Source organism: Hydrogenophaga sp. RAC07 (genome assembly GCF_001713375.1).
In the GTDB taxonomy this organism is placed as follows: domain Bacteria; phylum Pseudomonadota; class Gammaproteobacteria; order Burkholderiales; family Burkholderiaceae_C; genus Hydrogenophaga.
On the sequence record NZ_CP016449.1, the window covers coordinates 127,538 to 152,196 of the forward strand.

Consider the following 24,659-nt stretch of genomic DNA (forward strand, 5'->3'; position numbering starts at 1 on the left):
TGGAGAAGCCAGCCATGTCCGTGTCCCCATCGCACCCCGCCGAGGGTGGTCAGTTTGCCCTGCTGCGCCAGCGCCGCTTTGCGCCGTTCTTCTGGACGCAGTTTCTTGGCGCGGCCAACGACAACCTGTTCAAGTTCGCATTCACCGTGCTGGTCACTTACCAGCTGCAGGTGAGTTGGCTTCCACCGGCGCTGGCCGGGTTGGTGATCGGGGCCCTGTTCATCCTGCCGTTTCTGCTGTTCTCGGCCACCAGCGGTCAACTGGCCGACAAGCTGGACAAAAAGACGCTGATCGTCCTCGTCAAACGGCTGGAGATCGGCATCATGGCGTTGGCCGCCGGGGCATTCTTCACCACGAACATTCCGCTCTTGTTGCTGTGCACCTTCCTGATGGGGCTGCACTCCACGCTGTTCGGTCCGGTGAAGTTTGCCTACCTGCCCAACCACCTGAGCGAGCGTGAACTCACGGGGGGCAACGGCATGGTGGAGATGGGCACCTTTGTGGCGATCCTGCTGGGCAACCTGGCCGGCGGTCTGATCATCGCGGTGCCCGAGATCGGCGCGCACCACGTCGGTTTCAGCTGTGTCGCGCTGGCCCTGATCGGCCGCATCACCGCGCAGGCGGTGCCGCCGACGCCAGCCACCGACCCCGGGCTCACCATCAACTGGAACCCCTTCACCGAGACCTGGCGCAACCTGAAGCTGGCGCATGGCAACACGGTGGTGTTCCGTTCGGTGCTGGGCATCAGCTGGATGTGGTTCTTCGGCGCGGTGTTCCTCAGCCAGTTTCCGAGTTTTGCCAAGGAGGTGCTGCACGGCAACGAGCAGGTGGCCTCACTCCTGCTGATCGTGTTCTCCATCGGCATCGGCACCGGTTCGCTGTTGTGCGAGGTGCTTTCGCGCCGCCATGTGGAGATCGGCCTGGTGCCGCTGGGCGCCATCGGCATGAGCGTGTTCTCGATCGACCTCCACTTTGCGTCCAGCGGCCTGCCACCGGCCGGCTCGCTGGGCCTGATCGAATTCATGGCCATGCCGATCCACTGGCGTGTGCTGGCCGACCTCACCTTGCTCAGCCTGTTCGCGGGTCTGTACAGCGTGCCCATGTACGCGCTGATCCAGATGCGCAGCCTGCCCACGCACCGCGCCCGCATCATCGCGGCCAACAACATCCTCAACGCGCTGTTCATGATCGCCAGCGCCGTGATTGCCGGGGCCTTGCTCTCGGTGGGCTTCACCATCCCGCAGATGTTTCTGCTGGTGGGCTTGGCCAACGCGTTGGTGGCGTTCTACATCTTCATGCTGGTGCCCGAATACCTGCTGCGTTTTGTGGCCTGGATCGCATCGCGCCTGGTCTACCGCTTCAAGGTGCAGGGCGATGAACACATTCCCACGCAGGGCGCGGCACTGCTGGTGTGCAACCACGTGAGCTTTGTCGACGCGGTGTTGCTCATGGCCGCCAGTCCGCGACCGATCCGCTTCCTGATGGATCACCGCATCTTCAAGGTGCCTTTGCTGGGTTGGCTGTTCCAGCTCGCCAAGGCGATTCCCATCGCGCCGCAGAAGGAAGATGCGCAGGCCTACGAGGCGGCGTTCGAGGCGGCGGTGGCGGTGCTGCGCGACGGCGAGTTGCTCGCGATCTTTCCGGAGGGCGGCATCACACGCGACGGCCAGCTGCAACCGTTCAAGGGCGGCGTGGTGAAGATCCTGGAGATGGCCGCCAGCGAAGGTTTGCAGCCCGCCGTGATCCCGATGGGGCTGAGCAACCTCTGGGGTTCGTACTTCAGCCGGGTCGAGGTGCGCAACGGTGAAGCGGTGGCCATGGTGCGGCCCTTTCGCCGCGGGGTGTTCAGTCGCGTCGGCCTTCGGGTGGGTGAGCCGCAGGTGGCTTCGGCGGTCACGCTGGAGAGCCTGCAGGGCCGGGTGCGCGCTTTGATCGACTGAGCACCCGGGAGGCCGCCGCTCACAGCTTGAGGATGTCACGCAGGGTGATTGCGTCGATGGGTTTGTGCAGGAGCGGGAAGCCGAGTTCGGAGGCTTCCAGGATGCGCTGTGGAGAGGTGTCGCCGGTGAGGATGTAGGTGGGCACGCTGCGAGGAAGGCATGCGTGCACGGCGCGGATGGCGTCGATGGCGGTGACGTTGCCGCCCAGGCGGTAGTCGGAGATGAGCAGGTCGATGTCGCTGGCGTGGGAGATGGCCATGACGACGGCTTCGTCGGGGGAGGTGGCGCAGAAGACGTGGTGGCCCCAGACGCCGAGCACGCTGCGCATGGCGGCGAGCACTTGCTCGTCGTCATCGATCACCAGCACGCCCTTGCGGGCGGCAGCCTGGGGGTAGGCTGGCTCGTGCAGGGCGGGGGCGGTGTGCATTGGGGCTTCGCAGCGCGGCACGCGGATGCTGAACATGGAGCCGCGCCCGGGGGTGGAGCGCAGGTCCAGCGGCGCACCCAGCAGCAAGGCCGAGCGTTTGACAATGGACAGGCCCAGGCCCAGGCCATGGGACTCGTGGCCCGCGGCCTGGGCCTGGCCGATCTGGAAGAACTCGCCAAAGATGGCCTCGCGCTGCTCCGCGGGGATGCCGATGCCGCTGTCCCAGACCTGGAACTCGACCTCGGCACCGCGCAGGCGGCAGCCGATGAGCACGCGCCCGCGCGAGGTGTAGCGCACGGCGTTGGAGACCAGGTTGACGAGGATGCGGCGCAGCACGGTGGGGTCGGTGTCGACCCACAGGCGCGAGCGGGCCACGTGCAGGCGCAGGCCCTTCTCGGCGGCGAGCTGGTGGAAGTCCTGGTCGAGTTCTTCGAGCAGGCGCTGGGCGCTGGTGGGGGCGCGCTCGACCTGCACGGCGTTGGCGTCCAGGCGGGAGACGTCCAGCAGCATGTTGAGCAACTGGCCCAGGCCGTCCAGGGAGGCCTGCATGCGCCGGCAGATCTCGGCGAGATCGGCGGTGCGCACGCTGCGGGACTGGGACATGGAGCGCAGGGCGGTGAGGAAGAGGCTGAGTGCGTGGATGGGCTGGCGCAGGTCGTGGCTGGCGGCGGCCAGGAAGACGGACTTGGCGCGGTCGGCGGCCTCGGCCTTGTCTTTCTCGGAGCGCAGGCCTTCGATGAGTTCGTGGATGCGGGCCTGGGCCTCGCGGCGGTCGCGGATGTCGCGCACGACGGCCATGCGCAGGCGCTCGCCGTTGCGCATCATGGAGCGCCCGATGATCTCCACCGGGATGCGTTCGCCGCGGGCGTTGAAGACCTCGCTCTCGTAGGCCGCGTCTGCACCAGAGGCGATCACGGTGATCGCGCGCGACCGGTACTCCGGCGCCACCAGCTCCAGCACCGAACGACCCAGCAACTTGTGCAACGGTGTCTCCAGCAGATGGCTGGTGGCCGGGTTCGCGTCGGTGATCAAACCATCGCGGTGGAACACCACGCCCTCTTCGCTGGCATTCATGAAACGCGACAAGCGGTCTTCGGATTCGCGCAGGGCGAGCTCTGCTTTGTGGCGCTCGGTGATGTCGGAGATCAGGTAAAAAAATCCTCTGTCGGCGCCGCTGTCCCGCGCATCCCCGGAAAAGGTCACGGTCACTTCAAGCCGCAACGGGATGCCGTTGGCGGCGATGAACTCAAAGGGAAAGGTCACGGGCCCGTGTTCTCTGAGCGTACGCCGCAGAAAGGGTACCAATGCTTCCCGCAGGTTCTTGCCGATGAGATCAAGCGCCGGGACACCGATGATCGACTGTTCGTCATGCCCGAAAAGTGCAGCGAATTGCAGGTTGGCAAACTGACAACGGTTGTGCGGGCGCGGGCCGAAGTGGGCCACCATCACAGGCAGCTTCTTGAAGATGAGGTGGACGCGCTCCACCAGTGTTTTCGCGTGCAGGCGAGCTTCTTCGATGGACGTGGTGTCTGCAAAGTGGCACACATGGTGACCGTGGGCAGGTACCCAGTGGGCGTTGCATGTGAGCCACCGGGGTGGCGTTGCCGCCAGTTCGATGAGGCCATCGAAGTCGGCCTTGCGCTGCAGGCTCGAGGTCAGCTGCGCGCGCGATGCCGTTGTGAGGCGGTCAATCCAGTGGACGGGCGCGTCTTGCACGCGAAAGAGTTCCACAAAGGATGGCGAAGCGCCCAGCAGCGCACCGTCGTCTCCCAATGCGGCCGACAGACCAGGGAGTCGGCTCCAGGGAATCGAGTCGGGGTTTCGCATGGGATCCAGACGTGTCCTTCGATGGCGATGCCAAGGGCGCCCATCGTAGTCGCGGTGTTTGGAAAAATCCATGGCCGACCTGTGAAGTTGGCTACAGCCCCATCGGAAAATACTGCCCCGGCATTATTGAGACGCCACGCGCCAGCCCAGAGACTGCAGGCTTACCACTCCAGTTTGGAAGAGCCGAGCATGACAGAGCGTTCCGCACCGGCCGTGCAACACGGCCCTACCAGCCCTTCGCCTCCAGCGGAGTCCCCGGCCGTTTCGACGTCCCCCAGGTTGGGTGAAGCCCGTGGGGTTGAGTCCGCTGCACAGCGCGGGGCTGGCAAAGCCCACCAGCCCATGACGCTTGCCACGGTGTTGCGCCATGTGCTGGTGCTCGAACAGGGCAGCGGAAGCGCCACGCACACGGGCGCGGCGCTGCCGACGACGTCGGGGACGTCCCGTGTGGAAGGCCCGCTCGTTGCAAGCCCGCCGGATCCTTCGTTGGCCGTGACCGACGAATCCGCACTGCGGCGGATGAACAAACTCCTCGGAACCACGCTGGACATTTGCCTTCAGCTCGACACCGCGCGGTTGCAGCTTCAGAACGCGATATCCACACAGCGTGAACTGGAAGCCGTGCTCGAGATGGTGGCCGCCCGCGTGGAAGCCGGGCAGGCGCACCAAACCGATCACCGCCGAATCACGACGCTTCTGATGGCCGAGCGCGAGGCGGTGTCCGAGGCGGTGCGGGAGTGGAACCGGATCGGTCGGCGCTTCACCCAGCACACGCGCTTGCTGCCTGCACAACTGGAGCCGGTCGTCGATACCCTGGGACCACTTCCGCCCGACGAAATGGACCGTTTGGCCGAGGCGTGTCTGTTGACACACGCAGACGTGCATTTCAGCCTTCGCCAGCGAGCTCGCGCCGCCGATTGGCAAGTCGGGATGACCACAGAGCCAGGCCGTGGACCGGAGGGCTTCCGTGAGTGGATTGCGCGCATGGAGGAAGGCAGAGCCCAGGCGGCTGCGGATTTTGCATCGGCCCGAGAGGCCTATCTGGACGCTGCCCTCAACCTGGATCGGGGGCATGCCGGTTTTGTGAGGGCGCGGTCCCTGCGTCGTACCGCCGAGACCGGGTTTCGCCACGGCTCCGGGAGTGCCCTTCACTTCGCCGATGCGATTCTGGAAGAGAGCCGACGCATGCACGCCGTGCTGGCGCTGCAGGCGCGCAGGCTTGCTGCCAAGCACCAGCTGTATTCGTTGGCGGGTTTGTTGCCAAAACAGTTCGGTCTCGTCGGGCCATTGACCTGGCATTGAGCGTCACAGCGAGACCTCGGCACGCCGATCTGTTTGTGCCAAACAACAAGGGCCTTGCCGATACGGCAAGGCCCTTGTTGTTTTGGCCGTTGTCCTGGGGTGACTCAGTGCATCGTGGCGACCGCGCTTGTGGCATTGGCCGGTGAACGAAACCACAAACCCGCAAATGCGCTGTAGCGCAACATCGAACTCTGGCGCACGCGACGATCGATCTTCTTTTCGATCGTCGGCAGTCTGCCGAGCAAGTCCACCACCCGGTTGTCCCAATGGACCACCTTGATGAAGGCGGCGTAGATCTCCAGGCCGCCGGGGTTCAGGCCGACCGAGCGGACCATGACTCGAACCTGGCCGCCATCAAGGCCCAGAGCCCGAAAGCAGTCTTGAATCAGTGCCTGGTAATCGTCCGAAATCGAGGAAGGCAAGATCTCGGAATCGACTTCATCGTCGTTCTGCACCTTTGCCTCGTTCTTGCGACCAAAGTGCTTGATGACTCCCAACGTCAATGCGGCCATGCTCATGATCTGCCTCGTTTCTCTGGGGGTTGGCTCGGTGACCGAAGATGCGTTCACCATGAGAAGAAGTATCTCGCCCGGATACCCCCACCCCCAATAATGCATGAGCACTATTTTGCGAAAACCGAGCTGTTGATCAGCCTGGACTACAAGTTGCTGTCGACGTCGGGTGCTGCGGCGAGTCCCGACTGGATGGCATAGGCGGCGATCTCGGCACCGTTGTGCAGCCCCAGTTTGAGCATCACGTTTTGCCGGTGTTTGCGCGCTGTGAGCACGCTGATGTGCAGGGTGTCTGCGATTTCCTGATTGCTGCCGCCCTTGGCGATCATGCGGACGATCTGTTGCTCGCGTTGGGTCAGCGTTTGCGTCAGGCCATGGCCACTGGAGCGTCCGTTGACTGAGTTGTCCAGACTCCTGGAGACCTGCTGGCTGACATAGCGCTTGCCCGCCAGCACCGCCTGGATGGCTTCGAGCAGTTCGGAGCCCTGTTCGTGCTTGAGCACAAAGCCGTCGGCCCCTGCGGCAAACGCGTTGGCCACCGATCCCGGGTAAACGTTGCCGGTGACGATCAACACCTTGGTGCCGGGCGCAACCTTCTTCACCTTGCGGGTCACCTCGATACCCGAGCTGTCGCCAAGCGCGAGGTCCAGCAGCAGCAGGTCGGGCGAGTGAAAGGCCACCAGCACCTCGACCTCGCTGCCCAACGCGGTTTCGGCCACCAGCTCGAATCCGCCGGTGGCTGCCAGCAGCATGCTGATGCCCTGTCGAACCAGCGCATGATCTTCCGCAACAACAACTTTGATCATGGTGAGCCTCGGTTGGAGGAGTGAGCACCGGGCCGTCCTTCAACGGCTCGGCATGTGGGGGTCAGAACGGAATGTCGTCGTCCATGTCGTCGAAGCCGCTGGACTGACGCGCGGGCGCGGCCGCAGGAGCCTGTCGCGCGGCGGGTGCCGGTGCGCGCGGTGCAGCCGCCGGGCGCGAATAACTGCCACCACCGCCGCCGCCACCGCCCTCGTCACCACCGCCCATGCCCTGGCGCGCACCGAGCAGTTGCATTTCGCTGGCGACAATGTCGGTGGCGTTCTTCTCGATGCCGTCCTTGTCGGTGTACTTGCGGTAGGTCAGGCGGCCTTCCACGTAGATGGGGCTGCCCTTCTTGACATATTCGCCCACGATCTCGGCCAGCCGCTCGAAGAACGTGACGCGATGCCACTGCGTTTCCTCGACCATTTCACCGGAGGCGCGGTCCTTGCGACGGCTTGTCGTGGCCACGCTCACGTTGGCCACCGCCTGACCTGAGGGGAGGTAACGGATCTCGGGGTCGCGGCCGCAGTTGCCGACGAGGATGACTTTGTTGACGGATGCCATGGTGATGTCCTGTAGAGAGTGGGGCGGCCCGTGCGGGCGGGCCCGAAAAACGGTCAGTCATTGTGCCGCAACTGACCGCTGGCGGGCCGGTGGCGCAAGCCAAGCGGAACCTGAATACCCCAGGGCCTACACTGCCACCCCATGAAAGGCGAACCGGACTTCCTCCAGAACCTGCGCGACGAAATGGGCGGCGGCCGGCAATGGCTGGACCGCGCGGTCGTGATTGCCTACGCCGTGCTCGCCGGCCTCGCGGTGGTGGGGTTCACGCTGCTGGCCGACGCCGCGATCGACCTTTACAGCCGCCTGCGCAGTGGCTGGTGGTGGGCTCCACTGGTCTGGACGCCGGCGCTCACCGCGCTGATCGTATGGACGATCCGGCGTTGGGCCCCCGGTGCGGTGGGTTCGGGCGTGCCGCAGGTGCTCACGGCGCTGGCGCCCGAAACCCCGTTGAGCGAGCGCTCGCGCTTTGTGTCGCTCAAACTCAGCAGCGCCAAGGTGTTGGGCGTGTCCGGCGGGCTGTTGGCCGGGTTGTCGGTGGGCCGGCAGGGCCCGTCGGTGCAGGTGGCGGCCGGTGTGATGTTGCATGCGCGGCGCTGGCTGTCGCCGGCCTCGGGCATCAGCGACCGCGAACTGCTCGTGGCCGGGGGCGCTGCCGGCATTGCCGCGGCCTTCAACACCCCGCTGGGCGGTATCGTGTTTGCCATCGAAGAACTCTCGCGCCGCCTTCAGGACCGCAGCAGCGGACTGATGCTGGCGGCCATCGTGGTCGCCGGTCTGGTGGCGGTGTCGGCGTTCGGCAACCTGTCTTACTTTGGGCGGGTGCGGGCCGATGCACTGTCCTGGTGGAGCCTGCTGGCGCCGGGTGCGCTGGTGGCGCTGGCCTGTGGTTTGCTGGGCGGGTTGCTTTCACGCCTCTTGCTGGCCTCGTTCACCGGTTTGCCCGACCGGTTTTGTGCTTACCGGCGCAAGCGTCCGGTCAGGTTTGCCGCGGCCTGCGGTTTTGTGGTGGCGGTGATCGCAGTGGTGAGCGATGGTGCGGCCGTGGGTGTGGGGCATGAGCACACCAAGGTCTTGCTGGATCAGGCTGCCGACCCCGGCGCCGCGCACCAGCCCCTGGTGTTCACCGGCCTGAAGTTTCTGGCGTCGTGGCTGTCGGCTTGGGCCGGCGTGCCCGGCGGCATCTTCGGGCCCAGCCTGTCGCTGGGCGCCGGCGTGGGGGCCGACGTGGCGTGGCTGCTGAATTCACCCCACGGCGCGGCGCTGATTGCGCTGGGCATGTGCGGCTTCCTGGCGGCGGTGACGCAAACGCCCATCACCGCCATGATCATCGTGATGGAGATGACCGATGGCCACAGCATGGTGCTCAGCCTCATGGCGTGCGCGTTGCTGGCCAGCCTGGTGTCGCGCATGATCAGCCGCCCGCTTTACAGCACCATGTCGTTGCTGATGATGCGGTCGTTGCGCGATCGCACCGGCGCTGCACCGCTGCCCGATCCTGTGGGACGCTAGCGTCTGAACGCCGATTTCATCGGCCAGGCCAGCGCCATCCACAGCAGCATCAGTCCGGCGCTGACGAAGAAGATGCCGGTGCTGCCCCAGGTCTTGATCACCAGGCCGCCCAGGCTGCCTCCGGCGAAGATGCCCAGCGACATCAGGGTGTTGTAGACACCCAGTGCCGCCCCGCGCTGGCGCGGCTCGGCCAGGCGCGACACCAGGCTCGGCTGGCTGGCCTCCTGGGTGTTGAAGCCGATGAAATACACACAGAGCAGTGCGCCCACCGCCCACAGCGAAGGCGTTTGCAGGTTGAGCCAGAAGCCGAGCTGCGCCAGCACGATGAGCGCGATGGACCCCAGGTACACCTGCTTGAAATAGCCCATGCGCTCCAGCCGGAACAGCAGCCCGCCCATGATGAGCAGCGACGCGAGCACGGCCGGCAGGTACACCTTCCACTGCTCGGCGCTGGCCAGACCGGCCTCTTGCAACAAGGCCGGCACCGACATCCACATGGCGATCTGCACCGCGTGCAGCACGAACACCCCCAAGTCGACGCGCAGCAACTCCACATCGGCGAGCACCTCCCGCAGACCGCCCCGGTTCTGCGCGTGTTGCACGGGTGGCTCGGGCGGCACCACCCAGGCCACCACCGCCATGCCGATGGCGGCCAGCACCGCAGTGAGCGCAAACAGGCCCGCGAGGCCGATGAGGGGCACCAGCAGCGGCGCCAGCACCAGCGAGAGCGCGAACATGAGTGCGATGCTGATGCCCACCAGTGCCATGGATTTGGTGCGTACCTCGTCACGCGTGAGGTCGGCCAGCAGGGCGGTGACGGCGGCGGAAATGGCGCCGGAGCCCTGCAGTGCACGGCCGATGACCAGCCACACCATGCTGGGCGCCCAGGCGGCGATCAAACTGCCCACCACAAACAGCGCCAGGCCGGCCTGGATCACGGGTTTGCGCCCCAGCCGGTCGGAGGCCATGCCGAACGGCACCTGCAGCAGAGCCTGGGTGAGGCCATAGATGCCCATGGCCAGGCCCACCAGGAAGGGATCGTCACCGCCGGGGTAGGTGTGGGCCTGCAGCACGAACACCGGCAGCACCAGAAACAGCCCCAGCATGCGCAGCGCGTAGATGGACGCCAGCGCGCCGCTGGTGCGCCGCTCGGTCGGCGTCATGCGCACGGTCGCCTGGGGAGCGGGGGTGTCGGAGGGAGCGGTGCTGAGGGAGGACAAGGCGGCGCCGGGCAAAGCCGGTATTGTGCTTGATGGGCCCGCGCGCGCCGGGCGGCCAGGCGCGAAAACGCGGCGCGGCTTATCATGCCGGGTTGCCCTGAACACACCCACCGCGCCTTGAACCAGAACCTGCCCCCGGACCTGAATCTGCCGAGTTTGACCGGCGCCGACGCGCCGGTGGAGCCCGACGAACAAGCGCTGCTGAACCGCATCAGCGCGGTCCACCTGCGCCACGCCAGCCCCTTTCTGTCGGTGCGCGGTGCCCGCACGCACAACCTCAAGAACATCGACCTGGACATCCCCAAGCACTCGCTGGTGGTGATCACCGGCCTGTCCGGCTCGGGCAAATCGAGCCTGGCGTTCGACACCTTGTACGCCGAGGGTCAGCGCCGCTATGTGGAAAGCCTCTCGGCCTACGCGCGGCAGTTCCTGCAACTCATGGACAAGCCCGACGTGGACCTGATCGAAGGCCTGTCGCCGGCGATCGCCATCGAGCAGAAGGCGACGTCCCACAACCCACGCTCCACCGTGGGCACGGTCACCGAAATCCACGACTACCTGCGCCTGCTGTTCGCCCGCGCCGGCACACCGCATTGCCCCGAGCACGATTTGCCGCTGGCCGCGCAAAGCGTGGCGCAGATGGTGGACGCCGTGCTGGCCTTGCCCGAGGGCACGCGCCTGATGATCCTGGCGCCGGTGGCGCGGGAAAAAAAGGGTGAGTTCCTCGAACTGTTCGCCGACATGCAGGCGCAGGGCTATGTGCGTTTCCGCATCAACCAGACCGTGCTGGACTTCGACGCTTTGCCGGCCTTGAAGAAGACCGAGAAGCACAACATCGACGTGGTGATCGACCGCATCAAGGTGCGCACCGATGGTGAGGAAGAGGGCATGAACCCGCTGCGCCAGCGGCTCGCGGAGAGCTTCGAGGCCGCGCTGCGCCTGGCCGATGGCAGGGCACTGGCCGTGGACATGGACACCGGAGTGGAAACGGCGTTTTCGGCCAAGTTCGCCTGCCCACTGTGCAGCTACACCGTGGGTGAGCTGGAACCGCGCCTGTTCTCGTTCAACTCCCCCATGGGCGCCTGCCCGACCTGCGACGGCCTGGGGCACACCGAGTTCTTCGATCCGGCGCGCGTGGTTGCGTTTCCCACCCTGAGCCTGGCCAGCGGCGCCATCAAGGGCTGGGACCGGCGCAACGGCTACTACTTCGCCATGATCGAAAGCCTGGCCGCGCACTACAAGTTCGACGCCGAAGGCGCCTGGGACGCGATCAGCGCACCGGTGCAGCAGGCTTTGCTCTATGGTTCGGGCGAAGAAGAGATCAAGTTCAGCTACGCGCTCGAATCCGGCGAGCGCGCGGGCAAGAAGATCAGCAAGAAGCACCCCTTCGAAGGCATCATCCGCAACTTCGAACGCCGCTACCGCGAGACCGACAGCGCGGCCGTGCGCGAAGAGCTGGCCCGCTACCGCGCGGTGCAGCCGTGTCCCGACTGCGGCGGTGCGCGACTGCGCCGCGAAGCGCGCCACGTGTTCGTGGGCGATGGGGAGCACAAGCAGCCCATCTACAAGATCAGCCACGTCACGCTCGGCGATGCGCTGGCCTATTTCCAGAAGCTGGAGCTGCGCGGTACCAAGGGCGACATCGCAGCGCGCGTGATCAATGAAATCCGCCAGCGCCTGAAGTTTTTGAACGACGTGGGCCTGAACTACCTGAGCCTGGACCGCAGCGCCGACACGCTCAGCGGTGGCGAGGCGCAGCGCATCCGCCTGGCCAGCCAGATCGGCAGCGGACTGACCGGCGTGATGTACGTGCTCGACGAGCCCAGCATCGGCCTGCATCAGCGCGACAACGACCGGCTCATCGCCACGCTGCAGCACCTGCGCGACCTGGGCAACACCGTGCTGGTGGTTGAGCACGACGAAGACATGATCCGCACCGCCGACCATGTGATCGACATGGGCCCCGGCGCCGGTGTGCACGGCGGGCGCGTGATGGCGCAAGGCACCTGCGCGGCCGTCATGGCCACGCCGGGTTCACTCACCGGCGAGTACCTCAGCGGCGTGCGCAGCATCGCGGTGCCGTCGCGGCGCACGCCCTGGCTGCCGGTGGTCAGGAGCACGGCGCCTGCCTTCAAGCCGCGCTTCGCACCCAGCCCGGCGGCCGAACGCCGTGCCGCGCGCGAAGCCGCGCATCAGGCCTCGCTGGGCGAGCTGCAGGAGATCCGCGTGGTCAACGCCACCGGCCACAACCTCAAGGGCGTGAGCGTGGCGTTTCCGGTGGGCCTGCTCACCTGCGTCACCGGTGTTTCCGGCTCGGGCAAATCCACCCTGGTCAACGACACGCTCTACGCCGCCGTGGCTCGCACGCTGTACCGCTCGCACGACGAGCCCGCCGAGCACGAAGCGATCGAAGGCATCGAACATTTCGACAAGGTCATCAACGTCGACCAAAGCCCCATCGGGCGTACGCCGCGCAGCAACCCGGCGACCTACACCGGCCTCTTCACCGGCATCCGCGAACTCATGGCCGAGGTGCCGACCGCGCGCGAGCGCGGTTACGGCCCGGGCCGCTTCAGCTTCAACGTGGCCGGTGGCCGCTGCGAGGCCTGCCAGGGCGACGGCGTGGTCAAGGTCGAGATGCACTTTCTGCCCGACGTGTACGTGCCCTGCGAGGTGTGTGGCGGCCAGCGCTACAACCGCGAAACACTGGACGTGCAATACAAGGGAAGGAACATCGCGCAGATCCTGGACATGACGGTGGAGCAGGCCCACACCTTCTTCGCGGCCGTGCCCACGCTGCACCGCAAGCTGCAGACGCTGATGGACGTGGGCCTGACCTACATCCAGCTCGGCCAGAGCGCGACCACGCTCTCGGGCGGCGAGGCGCAGCGCGTGAAGCTCGCGCTGGAGCTGAGCAAGCGCGACACCGGTCGCACGCTCTACATCCTGGACGAACCCACCACCGGCCTGCACTTTGCCGACATCGAGCTGCTGCTGCAGGTGCTGCACCAGCTGCGCGACGCCGGCAACACCATCGTGGTGATCGAGCACAACCTCGACGTGATCAAGACCGCCGACTGGGTGATCGACATGGGGCCCGAAGGTGGGTCGGGTGGCGGCATGGTGGTGGCGCAGGGCACGCCCGAGGCGGTGGCGGCGCATGCGGGCAGCCACACCGGGCATTACCTGCGGCGCCTGCTGACGCTGCCGCAGGCCGCCTGAGGTTTCAGTTGTTGCGGTAAGCCAGCCCCAACGTGGCGCCAAACGTGGTGGTGCGTGTGGCCAGCGGGCTGCGCGCCACCGCGCCCTGCAGCTGGTACACGCTCAAACCGCCGTAGGCCACCCAGTTGCGGTTCAGTGCCGACGTCATGCGCCAGCCCAGCGAGGCTCCGTCGAAGCCCGAACCCAGCGCGTAGGCCTGCAAGCCGGTGGTTGCGGCGGCGGTGGGCGCAATGCCGTAATGGGTTTGGCGGTAGGTGCCGTTGGCCCAGCCGAGCCCCAGCGACAAGTCCCAATGCGTTTGGGGTGACAGCGGGTGGCGGTAGTTCAGGCCCGAGTCGAGCCGCAGGCCGCCGTCGCGGCCCAGCAGGTCTTGCGAGGCGCGCAGCGAAGCGCTCCAGCGCGTGCTCAGCGTGAAGCCCGCCGTGACACGCCCGCGGACCGTGTCGCGCACGCGCGGCAGGCCGCTGTACACCGGGTCGTCTTTCCACGAACGGCCTTCGTCGATGGACAGGGACGTGCTGAGCGAGACCAGGTCGCTGCGCGTGAGCACGGTGCTCACGCCGCTGTCCACCGACTCACGGCCCTGCGCGAGCAGCGCGCTGGCGCCCGAGGTGGCAAAGCGGAAACGCCCGAGCTGAAAGGCCCAGATCGGGCGCAGGCCAAGCTTCTGCTCGCTGGTGCCGAAGGGATCGCGTCCGCTGGAGAGCGAGGCGCCCAGCAGGTAGTCGCGGCTGGCTTCGAGCGCTACCGGCTCGGCCACCTGGGCAAGGCCCGCTGTGGCCCACGACGCCAGGAACAGGGCGCAAGGGAGGAGCGTCAGGCGGGCCATGGCATGGAGGTCAGAGGCGGCTCAGGTCTTCGATGGCATCGATCACCATGCTGGTGCCCACGGCGATCAGCAGGATGTCGGCCGCCACACGCACGTATTTGTGACCCGATGGTGGCGCACCCAGGCGGATCGAGATGTCGTTGGGCACGGGGTAAAAGACCACGTCGGATGGCAGTCGGTAACCCTTGCGCCACTTCTTGGCCTGGCCTGGAGGCATGCAGCCGTTGTTCTTTTTGGCCAGGCCGGGTGGGCAGTTGCCGGCGCGGAAACGTGGTTCGTAGTACTCGCGCACCGCGACGCGCTGGCTGTCCTGGAAGTAGCCGCCGATGTTGATCTGCACGGCGACGTTGGTCGACGAGCGATCGCCCGAACCCTGGGTGTAGCGCGGCTGGTCGTCGCGGTCCTTCTTGCCGCCTTTGTCCGATTTTTCCCACTTGTCGTGCTTGCCGCCACCCGCATGGGCCGGCTTCTCGGCCATGGCGGGCGCCATGCACAAGCCGGCGGCCAGGCTCAGCACCAGGGAGCGGACGGTGTGTTTCAAGGAATTGTTCATGGTGGGGTCCGTGTGTGGGGTTTTGTTGAAAGCGTTTGTCCCTGAGTGGAATTGTGCCGTCCACAGGCCCTGCACTGGTGACCGCTTGTGTGCGAAGGGTCTTGGTGTTGCGTCGTGGCTTCAAGGGCTGTCAGACTCGGCAGTTCGTCGCCTCACCACCACCGTCTGCCGCCCGCCATGTCGCAAGAAACCGAACTCAAGCTGGAAGTGCACCCGCAAGACCTGGCAGCGCTGCTGAAGCACCCGCTGCTGAAGGCCCGGTCCGCCCGGCGCGAGCGCTTGTTCAACACCTACTTCGACACGTCCACGCTGGCGCTGCGCGCGCAGCGCATGGCGGTGCGCGAGCGCCGCGTGGGCCGCCAGACGCTGCTCACGGTGAAGACCGCAGGACAGTCGGTGGGCGGCTTGTCGCAGCGCGGTGAGTGGGAAGCACCTGCCCGGCCCGGCGCGTTTGATTTCACGGCGCTGGTGGACGACGCCGCCCTGGCCGCGCAACTCGCCAGCGTGGCCTGGCAGTTGGTGCCGGTGTTCCGCACCGACTTCACCCGGCGCAGCTGGGTGCTGCAGCACGGGCCGGCCCGCGTGGAGGTGGCGCTGGATCAGGGCTTCATCGCCACCGGCAACGCGCAGGGCAACCACCGCCAGCCGATTCTGGAGCTGGAACTGGAGCTGCTGGAGGGCCCGGTGGACGCCCTGCTCGACCTGGCGCACACCCTCGCGCTGGGTCCCCAGGGACAAGCGGCGACGGCCTTGCGTCTGCTGCCGGCCAACCGCAGCAAGGCCGAACGCGGCTATGCGCTCTACATGGGGGAGCGGTTGCAGCCGGTGAAGGCGGAAAAACTGCAACTGCAGGCCGGCATGCATCCTGTGCAGGCCTTTCGCGCGGCGGCGCTGAGCTGCCTGGCCCACCTGCAGGCCAACGAAGCCTGTGTGCTGCACCCCGGCACCGAGGGCGCGCTGCCCGACCCGGAATTCGTGCACCAGGCGCGGGTGGCTTTGCGGCGGCTGCGCACCGGCTTGCGCATCTTTCGCGCGGCCCTGCCCCGGCGCTTTGCTGCGCACTGGTCTGGCGAATGGAAGCTGCTCACGAACCAGCTCGGTGATGCGCGCAACTGGGATGTGTTTGCCACCGAATGGATGCCTGAGCTCTTGGCGGGCCGCGGGCCGGCGGGGTGCCTTGCCGATGGGTCGACCCAGGCGCTCGAAGACTGGGTGCAGCAACAGCGCAGCGCCGCGTGGCAACGTGCGGCCGACGCGCTGGGCAGCCCCGAACACGCGCTGCGTCTGTTGGCCTTCACCCGGGCGGTGCTGTGTCTGCAGCCGGCCGACCCGGCGCCGACCGAAGCGTCAACGGATGACGGGCTGGCGGTGTGGGCCCGGGCGACTTTGAGCGAACGCCACGCGGCGCTTCGGCAGGAGGCCCGTGCTGCACGGCGCCTCGGACCCGAAGGCCGTCACGCCCTGCGCATCTCGCTGAAGAAGCTGCGCTATGCGCAGGAGTTTCTCGCCAGCGTATTGCCACCCAAACGCGTGGCGCGCAGCACCGCGGTGCTGGCCAACGCGCAGGAACTGCTGGGGCGGCTCAACGACCTGAGCACCGCACACGCCTTGCTGGGTGCCGTGGCCGCGGGGCCTGCGTCGGCGTTGGTGGTGCATTGGCAGCAGTCCCTGCAGGCCCGGCTGGACGCCGGCTTGCTCGAATTGCCGGCGATGGAGCGCTTGCTGGAGAAAACGCCGACGCCCTGGGGCTGAGCGCCTGGAGCTCAGGCCTGCGCGCTGGGTCGCGCGGCCACCTTGTCGCGCCAGGCCTGCAAGGCGTGCAGGCCTTCTTCTGCCGGCTTGAAACGCATCAGCTTGCCGAATTCCACGGTGCAGAAAGCGGTGATGTCGGCGATGGTGAAACGCTCACCGGCCACCCAGGGCTGGCGTTGCAGTTCGGCGTCCAGCCAGACCGCCGTCTCCATGGCTTTGAGCCGTTGCGAGTGGCCAAAGTCGGGAAACTGCGGCTGCTCCAGCGGGGCGAGGCCGGGGTGGGTGTGGCGGATGGCGTTGGCCAGGGGCAGCATCAGGTACCACTCCATGCGCCGGTCGGCCATCTCGATGAACGCCCGTTCTTCCGCCGTTTCACCCATCAGGTTGGGTAGAGGGTGCCGGCCTTCCAGCCAGGTGCAGATGGCGCGGGTTTCGCTGAGCGTGCGGCCGTCGTCGAGCTCCAGCACCGGGATGCGGGCCAGCGCGCTTCTGGCGCGAAAAGCCGGCGTGCGGTGCTCCTGGGCATTGAGGTCCACCACCACCTGCTCGATGCCTTCGATGCCTTTTTCCGCGATGAACATCTGCACCCGCCGGGGGTTGGGCGCGCGTTGCGACACATACAGCTTCATGGGGTGCCTTTCACCGGGGCGGACCCCTTCAGGCTCTGCCCCATCTCGACCATGGTGCGAGCCTCCTCGGCAAACTTCTTCGCTCCCTCGTCGCCATCGCGTGTGAGGTCCACCCGCGACGCGGGTTGTTCGATGCCGCGTTGCACGGCGGGGCGGGCGCGGATCGCATCGCGCCACCGCACCAGGTGGGGCAGGTCGTCCACGTCCACGCCCGACCACCGGTGCGTGCGCACCCAGGCCCAGTGGGCGATGTCGGCGATCGAATAGTCGCCGGCCAGAAACTCGTGGTCTTTCAGCCGCGCGTCGAGCACACGGAACAGGCGCTTGCTCTCGCCCTGGTAACGGTCGATCACCGCCGGGATCTTCTCGGGAAAGTAGCGGAAGAACACATTGGCCTGGCCCATCATCGGCCCGATGCCGCCCATCTGGAACATCAGCCACTGCATCACCAGCGATCGGCCTTTGACATCGGTGGGCATCAGCCGTCCGGTCTTCTCGGCCAGGTACACCAGACAGGCGCCGGACTCGAACACCGCAAAGCCATCGGCTTCGTGGTCGACGATGGCGGGGATGCGGCCGTTGGGGTTGATCGCCAGAAACGCCGGGGTCTTCTGCTCGTTCTTCGTGAGGTCGAGCACCTTCAGCGTGTAGGGCAGCCCGAGTTCTTCGAGCGCGATGGACACCTTGTGTCCGTTGGGCGTTGCCGCCGTGTACAGGTCGATCATGCGGGCCTCGTGAAACAAGCAAACGGCATTCTGGTCCGCACCTGCTCACGGGGCCTGTCGCCCAGGCTACGCCAGGGCTCTACAGCATGAAGCCCATGTCGCGCGGGTAGTCGCCGGAGTTGAAGTTGGCCAGGTTGGGCAGGATGGCGTTCATCTCGGTGCCCTGCACGCCGAACCAGGTGGCCAGCGTGCCGGCGTACTGGTCCACCGAGGTGCTGGGCAGCAGGCGGCCCTGGCCCACGTGCCATTGGTCGAAGGCGTCGGTGGAGCTGTTGGTCACGCTCACCGGCGGCGCCTTGCCGTAGAACGCCGCGCCGCGCACCGCACCGCCCACCATCAGGTGGTGGCTGCCCCAGCCATGGTCGGAGCCGTCGCCGTTGGAGGTGAGCGTGCGGCCGAAGTCGGAGGCGGTGAACGCGGTCACCTTGTCGGCCACGCCCAGTGACGCGGTGGCCTCGTAAAACGCGGTCATCGCCGTGCTCAGGCGTCCCATCAGGGTGGCCTGACCATTGATCAGGTTGTCGTGCAGATCGAAACCGCCCATGGAGACGAAAAACACCTGGCGTTTCGTGCCCAGGTCGGCGCGCGCGGCGATGAGCCGGGCCACGATGCGGAGCTGGTCGGCCAGGTTGTTGCCGGTGGGGAAGGTGGCATAGGCCGGTCCGCTGGCGGGCACGCTGGCCAGCGCGTCGGAGATCTGGGTGAACGCCCCGTTGGCGCGACCGGTGACGAGGTTGTATTCCTTCTCCAGCCGGTGGGTGCGCTCCTGCACTGCCAGCGCCGTGATGGCCGCGCGCACCATTTGCGAGTTGTAGACACTGTTGTCGTTGAGGGCCTTGATGCGCACCGGGCCGCCCGTGCCCACCTGGTACGACAGGGCCGAGTTGCCGGCCAGAAACACCGCGTTGCCGGTGACGGAAATGCAGGTGAACAGCGAGGTGCTGTTGGCGTTGTTGGACAACGCGAGGTCGCCGATGCGCCCGCCCCAGCCGGTGGGCGAGCCCTCGGGCGCCGACGACTGCCAGACCGATTGCTGGTCGTTGTGCGAGAACAGCTTGGGCGGTGTAGGCACGCTGCGCGCGTTGTACTGCTGGCGCGTGATGGGTGCCACCAGCGGCCCCACGTTGAGCTGCACGGCGGCCTGTCCTGCGTTGAACAGGCCAGCCAGGCCGGTCATGGACGGATGCAGCGCGTACTGCACGCCGCCGGGCAGGGGGGTGGTGGGGTTGAGGGCGGTCGCGGCCAGCGCATCGCGGCCGAGCGCGATGTTGGTGCGGACAGCGCTGTATTGCCCGTGGGTGGTGGTGTCGTAGTTGACCACCGTGTTGGCGTAGTCGTTTCCGCCGTTGAGGAAGATGCAGACCAGCGCCTTGTAGTCGGTGGCGTTGAAGGCCGCGGCTTCGCCCATGGCCGCGAGGTTGATGGCGGTGGGCAAGGCCACACCGGTGAGCGCGAGCTGGCCGGAGCGGCGCAGGAAGGCGCGACGGGTGTGCAGGTCGGGTCGGATGAAGTGCATGGTGCGCCCCTTATTTCTGGATCAGGTACTGAGGGCAGGCCATGATCATCAGCACGGCGGCCCACACGCGCCGCAGCTTCACGTCGGCGCTGCTGCTGGCCGTGACCGGCGTGGCGTTCAGCGCGTTCACCATCAGTTGCTCGTTGTCCGAGTTGGGTGCGATCTGCCCTGCGGTCAGCACCAGCGAGAGATGGCGCACCAGCGCCGTGGCGTCTGTCACCAGCGAGAGCTCGCGGGAATAGGTGGCCTTCACGTCGTACAGGTAGTTCGTGTAGGCCGCCTGCGGCACACCGGGTTCGGGGCAGCGAATGCCGCGCTCGATCACGTCCTGCATGAAGTTGAGGTAGCCGCCCACCGTGGTCTCGTTGACCAGCTGAAACTCGGGTGCGGTGGCGCCCGAGGGTGTGAGCGTGGTGTTGGGCGGCACGTAGCCGGGTCGGAAAAAGTTGAACACCGAGGGTGCGCGCAGCGGACTCTGGCCCAGCTGTGTGGCGGGGTTGCCGAGTTCAAAGATCTTCCAGCTGCCGGCCGCGGACTGCGCCCCGAAGGTGCGCGCCCACTGGATGAAACGCAGCATGGGCTCACGCAGTTTGCCAAAGGTGTTGCTGGCCAGCGTTTGCGGCCCGCGCGCTTCGTCGTGCAGCAGGATCGCGGCCCACACCGCCTTGAGGTCACCGCGCACGCCCTTGCCGTTGTCGTTGAAGGCGGCGGCCACGTGCGCCACGTACGCCCCGCTGGGGTTGCTGGTCACCAGCCGCTGGATCATCTGGCGCGCAAAGAACGGCCCGACGTTGGGGTGGTTGAACAGCGTGTCCAGCGCTGTGCCCAGCGCGGCCTTGCCCGGCGTGTTGGCCGGGATGGTCGTGCCCAGGAAGGTGGCCGCCAGGTTGGAGTGGCGGCTGGCGTTGAGCGACATCGGCTTGCGCGCAAACGCACGCGACTCGATGGTGTAGCTGTCCACCGGGATGCGCACGCCGTCCGAGGTGTCGAAGTCGTAGCCGGTGAACACGCGCGCCAGGTTGGTCACGTCCGACTGCGTGTAGCTGTCGATGGGCTGGCCGTTGTTGCGCTTGAGCGTGCCGTCCAGGTTGAGCTCGTACAGACCGATGCTGAAGAGCTGCATCACCTCGCGGGCGTAGTTCTCATCCGGCACGCGCCCGGTGTTGGTGTTTTCTTTCTGGTTGCCCTTGGTGTTGAGGAACCAGCCCATGGCGGGGTGCAGCGTCACGTCTTCGAGCAGCTGGCGGAAGTTGCCGAAGGCGTTGTGTGTGAGCGTGTCCCACCAGCTCGCGTAGGCGTGGCTGCGCCAGGTGAATTCGGCCGAGCTCATGGACGCCACGAAGAACTCGGAGAGCGCCAGGGCCACGCGCCGACGCACCGGGTCCGGTCCGCTGAGCAGCTGCTGCCAGACCATGAACTCGGCCGGGTACATGTTGAAGTAGTAGCTGTGGGTGTTGGCCACGCCGTAGCCGCGGGCCTCCAGCCAGTCCCACCCGGTGGGGCCCAGCGGGCGGGAGAACTCGGTGGCCAGCCACGTCACGTAGCCGTTGCTGCGGACCTTGGCGATTTCTTCCACCGTGGATGAAAACTGCGCCTGCTGCAGGAAGCGGGCTGCGTCGGCATCGGTGGTGGGCGTCGGGTTGGCGTAGCCGGTTGTGGTGAAGTCGACCGTGACGGCAAAGCTGTCGTTGCCGCCGCCACCGCCTCCACTTTCACCACCGCCGCCGCACGCGGCCAGCAATGCCGTGGCGGCTGCGGCAGACGCGAGCAGGGCCTTGGAATGGTCGGGTGCCGCATCGGCAGGCCCGGGGTCGATTGCCGATGTTGCGGCCTGATCTGGCGCTTCTACGTTCGTCATGTGGACTTCTCCTCCAGTGAACGAGCGCGAGTCTAGGCAGCGGCTTTTGGTCGGCCTGGCCAGGTTTCAATCAGTTACATGTGGCTGTGGCGCGGCCACGGCAACCGCCCAACGGCCATACCGTCGGAGGGTATTTGTCGCGCCTCTGGTCGAAATTCAGATGCGCGAAGCGTGCAATTCATCACGCGTTTTGAGGGCCACGCGCCGCGCCGCCGCCGCGAAGTCCTCGCCATCGGACGCGTACAGGATGGCGCGCGACGAGTTCACGATGATGGGTCCGGTGGTGGTGTCGCCCTGCGCACGCAGGCCCGCGCGCACCGTGGCCACGGCGTCACCGCCCTGTGCGCCCACACCGGGAATCAGCAGTGGCAGCGTGGGCGCAATGGCGCGCACACGTTCGATTTCGGCGGGGTAGGTGGCGCCCACCACCAGGCCGAGCTGGCCATTCAGATTCCACGGCCCCTGGGCGAGCCGCGCCACGTGTTCATACAAGAGGGGTTGTCCTTCCACCGAGGCCAGGCGCTGGTTCTGCAGATCGTCACCGCCGGGGTTGGAGGTGCGGCACAAGAGAAACGCGCCCTTGCCGTGGTACTGCAGGTACGGCTGCACCGAATCAAAACCCATGAAGGGCGAGAGCGTCACCGCGTCGGCGCCGTAGCGTTCGAAAGCTTCAATGGCGTACTGCTGGGCGGTGCTGCCGATGTCGCCACGCTTGGCGTCCAGGATGGTGGGCACGTGAGGCGCCGTGCGGCGCATGTGCTCCATGAGCCGCTCCAACTGGTCTTCGGCGCGGTGCGCGGCGAAGTAGGCGATTTGCGGCTTGAAGGCGATGGCCGTGTCGGCCGTGGCGTCGACGATGGCCGCGCAGAAGTCGTAGATGCGGCTGGCGTCGCCTTTGAGCCGGGCGGGAAAGCGCGCCGGGTCGGGATCGAGGCCCACGCAGAGCAGGGAGCGGTTCTGGCGCTCGGCGCCGCGCAGCATGTCGAGAAAGGTCATGCGGGGATTTTAGGTGGGCGCCTGTTGGCCCGGCCCTAATATCGCCACCCATGCACGCCCTTTCGCGACGACAGCTCGTCCTTCTCGTTCTTCTCACGCTGGTGTGGGGCGTCAACTGGCCCATCATGAAACTCGGCGTCACGGGTTTCCCGGCGCTCACCTTTCGCACCATCAGCATGTGGATCGGCCTGCCGGTGCTCGCGCTGGTGCTGGTGTGGCGGCGCGTACCGTTTCGCATCGGCCGCGAACACTGGCGTGAGCTGGCCGTGCTCACGGTGTTCAACATGCTGATCTGGCACACGCTGGCGGTGCTCGCGATCCAGACCCTTTCCAGCGGCCGCGCAGCGATCCTAGGCTACACCATGCCGGTGTTCTCGGCCATCGTGGGCGCGTGGTGGTTCGGGCAGAAGCTGGGCGCGCGTGCCTGGGGCGGGGTGGGCGCGGCGGCCTTGGGTGTGGTGCTGCTGCTGTGGCACGAACTCACGCAGCTCACCGGCAGGCCGTTGGGCGTGGTGATGATGCTCACCGCCGCGGCCGCCTGGGCACTGGGCACACAGATGCTGCGCCGGACCACCTTGCCCCAGCCCACGCTGGCCATCTCGTTCTGGATGACGCTGTTCACCACGCTGTGGATGACGGCGGCCGCGGTGCTGTTCGAGCGGGAGGCCTGGGTGGCGCCCACACCCGCCATCTGGGGCGCGATCGTCTACAACGCGCTGGGCGTGTTTGCGTTTGCGCAGGTGGCCTGGTTGATGATGGCACGCGACCTGCCGCCCGTGGCGTCCACCTTGTCGGTGATGTTCATTCCGGTGCTGGGCGTGTTCAGCGGGGCGTGGTGGTTGAACGAGGTGTTGCACTGGCAGGACTGGGCGGCCGTGGCGCTGGTGATGGTCGCCATCGCTTCTGTGTTGTGGCCGGCACGCTCCGCTGCTGAACCAGGCAGGACCTGACCGGAGTCAGCCCGTCCAGAGCACCCGTGGAACCGGCTTCGCCGGGCCACAGGGTGCGTCCCCCTGCCCAGCAGCGCCGCCGCGCCAGAGCGGGGGGAAGCTGCATCAGCGGCGCAGGGGGGTGTTTTCCAGAGTTGCCATCGCGAGACACAGATCGGCCCAGGCCTTGCCCTTGTCGGTGGGCGTGCGCAGCAGGTAGGCGGGGTGGTAGCTCACGATCACGGGCACGCCTTCGTAGTGGTGCACCTGGCCGCGCAGGCGGCCAATGGGCTCGGTGCTCTTGAGCAGGGCCTGCACCGCAAAGCGGCCCATGGCCACGATCACCTTCGGCTTGACCAGCGCCACCTGGCGTGCCAGGTAGGGCTCGCACTGCGCCACCTCGTCGGGCTGCGGGTTGCGGTTGGCGGGCGGGCGGCACTTGAGCACGTTGGCAATGTAGGCGCCTTGTGCGCCCTTGCCGGAGCGGCTGCGGCCCACCGCCTTGAGCATGTTGTCGAGCAGCTGGCCGGCCGCACCCACAAAGGGTTCGCCCTGCAGGTCCTCGTTTTCGCCCGGGGCTTCGCCCACGATCATCCAGTCGGCCTGTTCGTCGCCCACACCAAACACGGTGTTCGTGCGGCCCTGGCACAGCCCGCAGGCCTGGCAGCCGGCCACGGCCTCGCGCAGGGCGGGCCAGTCGAGTGTGGCGACCTGGCTGACGGGTCTGTGCTGTGCGGGCGGGGTGGGGGAAGGTGTCCGAGTGGGTGCAGCCACGGGCGCCGGCCTGGGCGCCGGTGCTGCGGGGCTGGCCACCGCGGGCTCGGGCTCCTGGGCAACGGGGGTCGGGGCCTTGGCCGGCGCGGGCTTGGGCGACCACACCCGCACGCCCATCTCGGCCAGCATGGCGCGCTGGCGCGCGTCCAGTTCGGGCACGAAGGAAGTGTCGGGCGCGGCGCTCATGGTGTGCCTTTGCCCTGCAGCCTGCGGCGCGAGCTTGCTTGGGAGCGGCCCTGCGCGGCGCTCATGGGTTGGGTTCCCCGGCTGCGGCGGCCACCAGGTTCAGGCTCATCACCACCGCGTCCTCGCGCTGGAAGTGGCCCGCCGGGTAGTAGCCCTTGCGCAGGCCCACCTGGGCGAAGCCGTAGCGCTCGTACAGGGCGCGGGCAGGGGCGTTGCTCTGCCGCACTTCCAGCCAGACCCATTGCGCGCCCTGGCCGCGTGACCACAGGGCCAGCGCGTCGAGCATGAAGCGCGCCCAGCCCTGGCGCTGGTGGGCGGTGGCCACGGTGATGTTGAGCAGGTGCACTTCGTCCACGCCGGGCATGGCCACCAGGTAACCGAGCAGCACGCGTCCGTCGGCGCGCGGCGGATGCGCCACTTCGCCGGGCAGCGCCTGGGACAGCAGCAGCATGGCCGGGTAGCCGGCCTTGAGTGAATCGTGGAAATGCCGACGTGACCACGGGTGTGCGTAGGCCTGCGACTCGACGGCCTGCACCGCGTCCAGGTCGGACTCGAGCATGGGTTCGAACACGATCAGGCGCT

The 24,659-nt window shown here is 67.0% G+C and carries 20 protein-coding genes; 6 read left to right on the plus strand and 14 right to left on the minus strand.

The window, feature by feature from the left end; translation table 11 throughout:
- The first annotated feature begins 14 nt into the window (after window positions 1–14).
- On the plus strand, window positions 15–1,940 hold the full coding sequence (locus BSY239_RS00520; RefSeq protein ID WP_069045115.1) for an MFS transporter: 1,926 nt from the start codon (window positions 15–17) through the stop codon (window positions 1,938–1,940).
- A gap of 19 nt (window positions 1,941–1,959) precedes the next feature.
- On the opposite strand, the gene BSY239_RS00525 is transcribed toward BSY239_RS00520, so the two are convergent.
- Window positions 1,960–4,194 (minus strand): PAS domain-containing hybrid sensor histidine kinase/response regulator, encoded by a 2,235-nt coding sequence (locus BSY239_RS00525; protein WP_172823050.1) that lies wholly within the window; start codon window positions 4,192–4,194, stop codon window positions 1,960–1,962.
- A gap of 342 nt (window positions 4,195–4,536) precedes the next feature.
- Between BSY239_RS00525 and BSY239_RS00530 the strand changes: the two genes are divergently transcribed.
- Window positions 4,537–5,496, plus strand: a complete 960-nt coding sequence (locus BSY239_RS00530; RefSeq protein ID WP_069045117.1) for a hypothetical protein — start codon at window positions 4,537–4,539, stop codon at window positions 5,494–5,496.
- A 104-nt stretch (window positions 5,497–5,600) separates the two neighbouring features.
- Here the strand turns inward: BSY239_RS00530 and BSY239_RS00535 are convergent, their stop codons facing one another.
- From BSY239_RS00535 to ssb, 3 genes are all read right to left on the minus strand, one after another.
- Window positions 5,601–6,014: a hypothetical protein gene (locus tag BSY239_RS00535; protein ID WP_069045118.1), complete on the minus strand. Its 414-nt coding sequence runs from the start codon at window positions 6,012–6,014 to the stop codon at window positions 5,601–5,603.
- A 140-nt stretch (window positions 6,015–6,154) separates the two neighbouring features.
- The gene (locus tag BSY239_RS00540; RefSeq protein ID WP_069045119.1) at window positions 6,155–6,814 is read right to left on the minus strand and encodes a response regulator; all 660 of its coding nucleotides are present in this window, start codon (window positions 6,812–6,814) and stop codon (window positions 6,155–6,157) included.
- A 61-nt stretch (window positions 6,815–6,875) separates the two neighbouring features.
- Window positions 6,876–7,379: a single-stranded DNA-binding protein gene (gene ssb / locus BSY239_RS00545; RefSeq protein WP_069045120.1), complete on the minus strand. Its 504-nt coding sequence runs from the start codon at window positions 7,377–7,379 to the stop codon at window positions 6,876–6,878.
- Between the two features lie 141 nt (window positions 7,380–7,520).
- Between ssb and BSY239_RS00550 the strand changes: the two genes are divergently transcribed.
- Complete coding sequence (locus BSY239_RS00550; RefSeq protein WP_069045121.1) at window positions 7,521–8,888, plus strand: chloride channel protein; 1,368 nt, start codon at window positions 7,521–7,523, stop codon at window positions 8,886–8,888.
- Here BSY239_RS00550 and BSY239_RS00555 read toward each other — a convergent pair.
- Entirely contained in the window at window positions 8,885–10,051 is a 1,167-nt protein-coding gene (locus BSY239_RS00555) for an MFS transporter (protein ID WP_069048683.1), read from the minus strand. The genes BSY239_RS00550 and BSY239_RS00555 overlap by 4 nt on opposite strands.
- Window positions 10,052–10,306: 255 nt before the next feature.
- Between BSY239_RS00555 and uvrA the strand changes: the two genes are divergently transcribed.
- Window positions 10,307–13,330 carry an excinuclease ABC subunit UvrA gene (gene uvrA, locus BSY239_RS00560; RefSeq protein WP_236944224.1) on the plus strand — a complete coding sequence of 1,008 codons (3,024 nt, stop codon included), beginning with the start codon at window positions 10,307–10,309 and terminating at the stop codon, window positions 13,328–13,330.
- Window positions 13,331–13,334: 4 nt separating this feature from the next.
- Here uvrA and BSY239_RS00565 read toward each other — a convergent pair whose 3' ends face one another.
- Both BSY239_RS00565 and BSY239_RS00570 read right to left on the minus strand, forming a co-directional pair.
- Entirely contained in the window at window positions 13,335–14,159 is an 825-nt protein-coding gene (locus BSY239_RS00565; RefSeq protein WP_083239731.1) for a MipA/OmpV family protein, read from the minus strand.
- Between the two features lie 10 nt (window positions 14,160–14,169).
- Complete coding sequence (locus tag BSY239_RS00570) at window positions 14,170–14,712, minus strand: hypothetical protein (RefSeq protein WP_069045123.1); 543 nt, start codon at window positions 14,710–14,712, stop codon at window positions 14,170–14,172.
- 177 nt (window positions 14,713–14,889) lie between these two features.
- On the opposite strand from BSY239_RS00570, the gene BSY239_RS00575 reads away from it, so the two are divergent.
- Entirely contained in the window at window positions 14,890–16,464 is a 1,575-nt protein-coding gene (locus BSY239_RS00575; RefSeq protein WP_069045124.1) for a CYTH and CHAD domain-containing protein, read from the plus strand.
- A gap of 11 nt (window positions 16,465–16,475) precedes the next feature.
- Here the strand turns inward: BSY239_RS00575 and BSY239_RS00580 are convergent, their stop codons facing one another.
- The 5 genes from BSY239_RS00580 to pyrF all read right to left on the minus strand — a co-directional run bounded on the left by BSY239_RS00580 (window position 16,476) and on the right by pyrF (window position 22,188).
- A complete protein-coding gene (locus BSY239_RS00580; RefSeq protein ID WP_069045125.1) occupies window positions 16,476–17,093 on the minus strand; it encodes a glutathione S-transferase family protein in 618 nt (205 codons plus the stop codon).
- The gene (locus tag BSY239_RS00585; protein ID WP_069045126.1) at window positions 17,090–17,818 is read right to left on the minus strand and encodes a glutathione S-transferase family protein; all 729 of its coding nucleotides are present in this window, start codon (window positions 17,816–17,818) and stop codon (window positions 17,090–17,092) included. The genes BSY239_RS00580 and BSY239_RS00585 overlap by 4 nt, the downstream gene beginning before the upstream one ends.
- Window positions 17,819–17,897: 79 nt before the next feature.
- Window positions 17,898–19,334: a DUF1501 domain-containing protein gene (locus BSY239_RS00590; protein WP_069045127.1), complete on the minus strand. Its 1,437-nt coding sequence runs from the start codon at window positions 19,332–19,334 to the stop codon at window positions 17,898–17,900.
- Between the two features lie 10 nt (window positions 19,335–19,344).
- Window positions 19,345–21,192: a DUF1800 domain-containing protein gene (locus tag BSY239_RS00595; RefSeq protein WP_069045128.1), complete on the minus strand. Its 1,848-nt coding sequence runs from the start codon at window positions 21,190–21,192 to the stop codon at window positions 19,345–19,347.
- A 156-nt stretch (window positions 21,193–21,348) separates the two neighbouring features.
- A complete protein-coding gene (gene pyrF / locus BSY239_RS00600) occupies window positions 21,349–22,188 on the minus strand; it encodes an orotidine-5'-phosphate decarboxylase (RefSeq protein WP_069045129.1) in 840 nt (279 codons plus the stop codon).
- Window positions 22,189–22,238: 50 nt separating this feature from the next.
- On the opposite strand from pyrF, the gene BSY239_RS00605 reads away from it, so the two are divergent.
- Window positions 22,239–23,138, plus strand: coding sequence for a DMT family transporter (locus BSY239_RS00605; protein WP_069045130.1), 900 nt, complete (start codon window positions 22,239–22,241; stop codon window positions 23,136–23,138).
- A 105-nt stretch (window positions 23,139–23,243) separates the two neighbouring features.
- Here the strand turns inward: BSY239_RS00605 and BSY239_RS00610 are convergent, their stop codons facing one another.
- Both BSY239_RS00610 and rimI read right to left on the minus strand, forming a co-directional pair.
- The gene (locus BSY239_RS00610; RefSeq protein ID WP_069045131.1) at window positions 23,244–24,077 is read right to left on the minus strand and encodes a uracil-DNA glycosylase; all 834 of its coding nucleotides are present in this window, start codon (window positions 24,075–24,077) and stop codon (window positions 23,244–23,246) included.
- A 61-nt stretch (window positions 24,078–24,138) separates the two neighbouring features.
- Complete coding sequence (gene rimI / locus BSY239_RS00615) at window positions 24,139–24,636, minus strand: ribosomal protein S18-alanine N-acetyltransferase (RefSeq protein ID WP_069048685.1); 498 nt, start codon at window positions 24,634–24,636, stop codon at window positions 24,139–24,141.
- Between the last annotated feature and the right edge of the window lie 23 nt (window positions 24,637–24,659).

Excerpts from the sequence above, each read along its gene's own strand:
- BSY239_RS00590 (WP_069045127.1), bottom strand. The coding sequence starts at position 19,334 with ATGCACTTCATCCGACCCGACCTGCACACCCGTCGCGCCTTCCTGCGC.
- pyrF (WP_069045129.1), bottom strand. The coding sequence starts at position 22,188 with ATGACCTTTCTCGACATGCTGCGCGGCGCCGAGCGCCAGAACCGCTCC.
- BSY239_RS00550 (WP_069045121.1), top strand. The coding sequence starts at position 7,521 with ATGAAAGGCGAACCGGACTTCCTCCAGAACCTGCGCGACGAAATGGGC.
- BSY239_RS00595 (WP_069045128.1), bottom strand. The coding sequence starts at position 21,192 with ATGACGAACGTAGAAGCGCCAGATCAGGCCGCAACATCGGCAATCGAC.
- BSY239_RS00565 (WP_083239731.1), bottom strand. The coding sequence starts at position 14,159 with ATGGCCCGCCTGACGCTCCTCCCTTGCGCCCTGTTCCTGGCGTCGTGG.
- BSY239_RS00610 (WP_069045131.1), bottom strand. The coding sequence starts at position 24,077 with ATGAGCGCCGCGCCCGACACTTCCTTCGTGCCCGAACTGGACGCGCGC.
- BSY239_RS00555 (WP_069048683.1), bottom strand. The coding sequence starts at position 10,051 with ATGACGCCGACCGAGCGGCGCACCAGCGGCGCGCTGGCGTCCATCTAC.
- rimI (WP_069048685.1), bottom strand. The coding sequence starts at position 24,636 with ATGCTCGAGTCCGACCTGGACGCGGTGCAGGCCGTCGAGTCGCAGGCC.
- BSY239_RS00585 (WP_069045126.1), bottom strand. The coding sequence starts at position 17,818 with ATGATCGACCTGTACACGGCGGCAACGCCCAACGGACACAAGGTGTCC.
- BSY239_RS00525 (WP_172823050.1), bottom strand. The coding sequence starts at position 4,194 with ATGCGAAACCCCGACTCGATTCCCTGGAGCCGACTCCCTGGTCTGTCG.
- BSY239_RS00570 (WP_069045123.1), bottom strand. The coding sequence starts at position 14,712 with ATGAACAATTCCTTGAAACACACCGTCCGCTCCCTGGTGCTGAGCCTG.
- BSY239_RS00580 (WP_069045125.1), bottom strand. The coding sequence starts at position 17,093 with ATGAAGCTGTATGTGTCGCAACGCGCGCCCAACCCCCGGCGGGTGCAG.
- BSY239_RS00520 (WP_069045115.1), top strand. The coding sequence starts at position 15 with ATGTCCGTGTCCCCATCGCACCCCGCCGAGGGTGGTCAGTTTGCCCTG.
- BSY239_RS00530 (WP_069045117.1), top strand. The coding sequence starts at position 4,537 with ATGACGCTTGCCACGGTGTTGCGCCATGTGCTGGTGCTCGAACAGGGC.
- BSY239_RS00540 (WP_069045119.1), bottom strand. The coding sequence starts at position 6,814 with ATGATCAAAGTTGTTGTTGCGGAAGATCATGCGCTGGTTCGACAGGGC.
- ssb (WP_069045120.1), bottom strand. The coding sequence starts at position 7,379 with ATGGCATCCGTCAACAAAGTCATCCTCGTCGGCAACTGCGGCCGCGAC.
- BSY239_RS00535 (WP_069045118.1), bottom strand. The coding sequence starts at position 6,014 with ATGAGCATGGCCGCATTGACGTTGGGAGTCATCAAGCACTTTGGTCGC.
- BSY239_RS00575 (WP_069045124.1), top strand. The coding sequence starts at position 14,890 with ATGTCGCAAGAAACCGAACTCAAGCTGGAAGTGCACCCGCAAGACCTG.
- BSY239_RS00605 (WP_069045130.1), top strand. The coding sequence starts at position 22,239 with ATGCACGCCCTTTCGCGACGACAGCTCGTCCTTCTCGTTCTTCTCACG.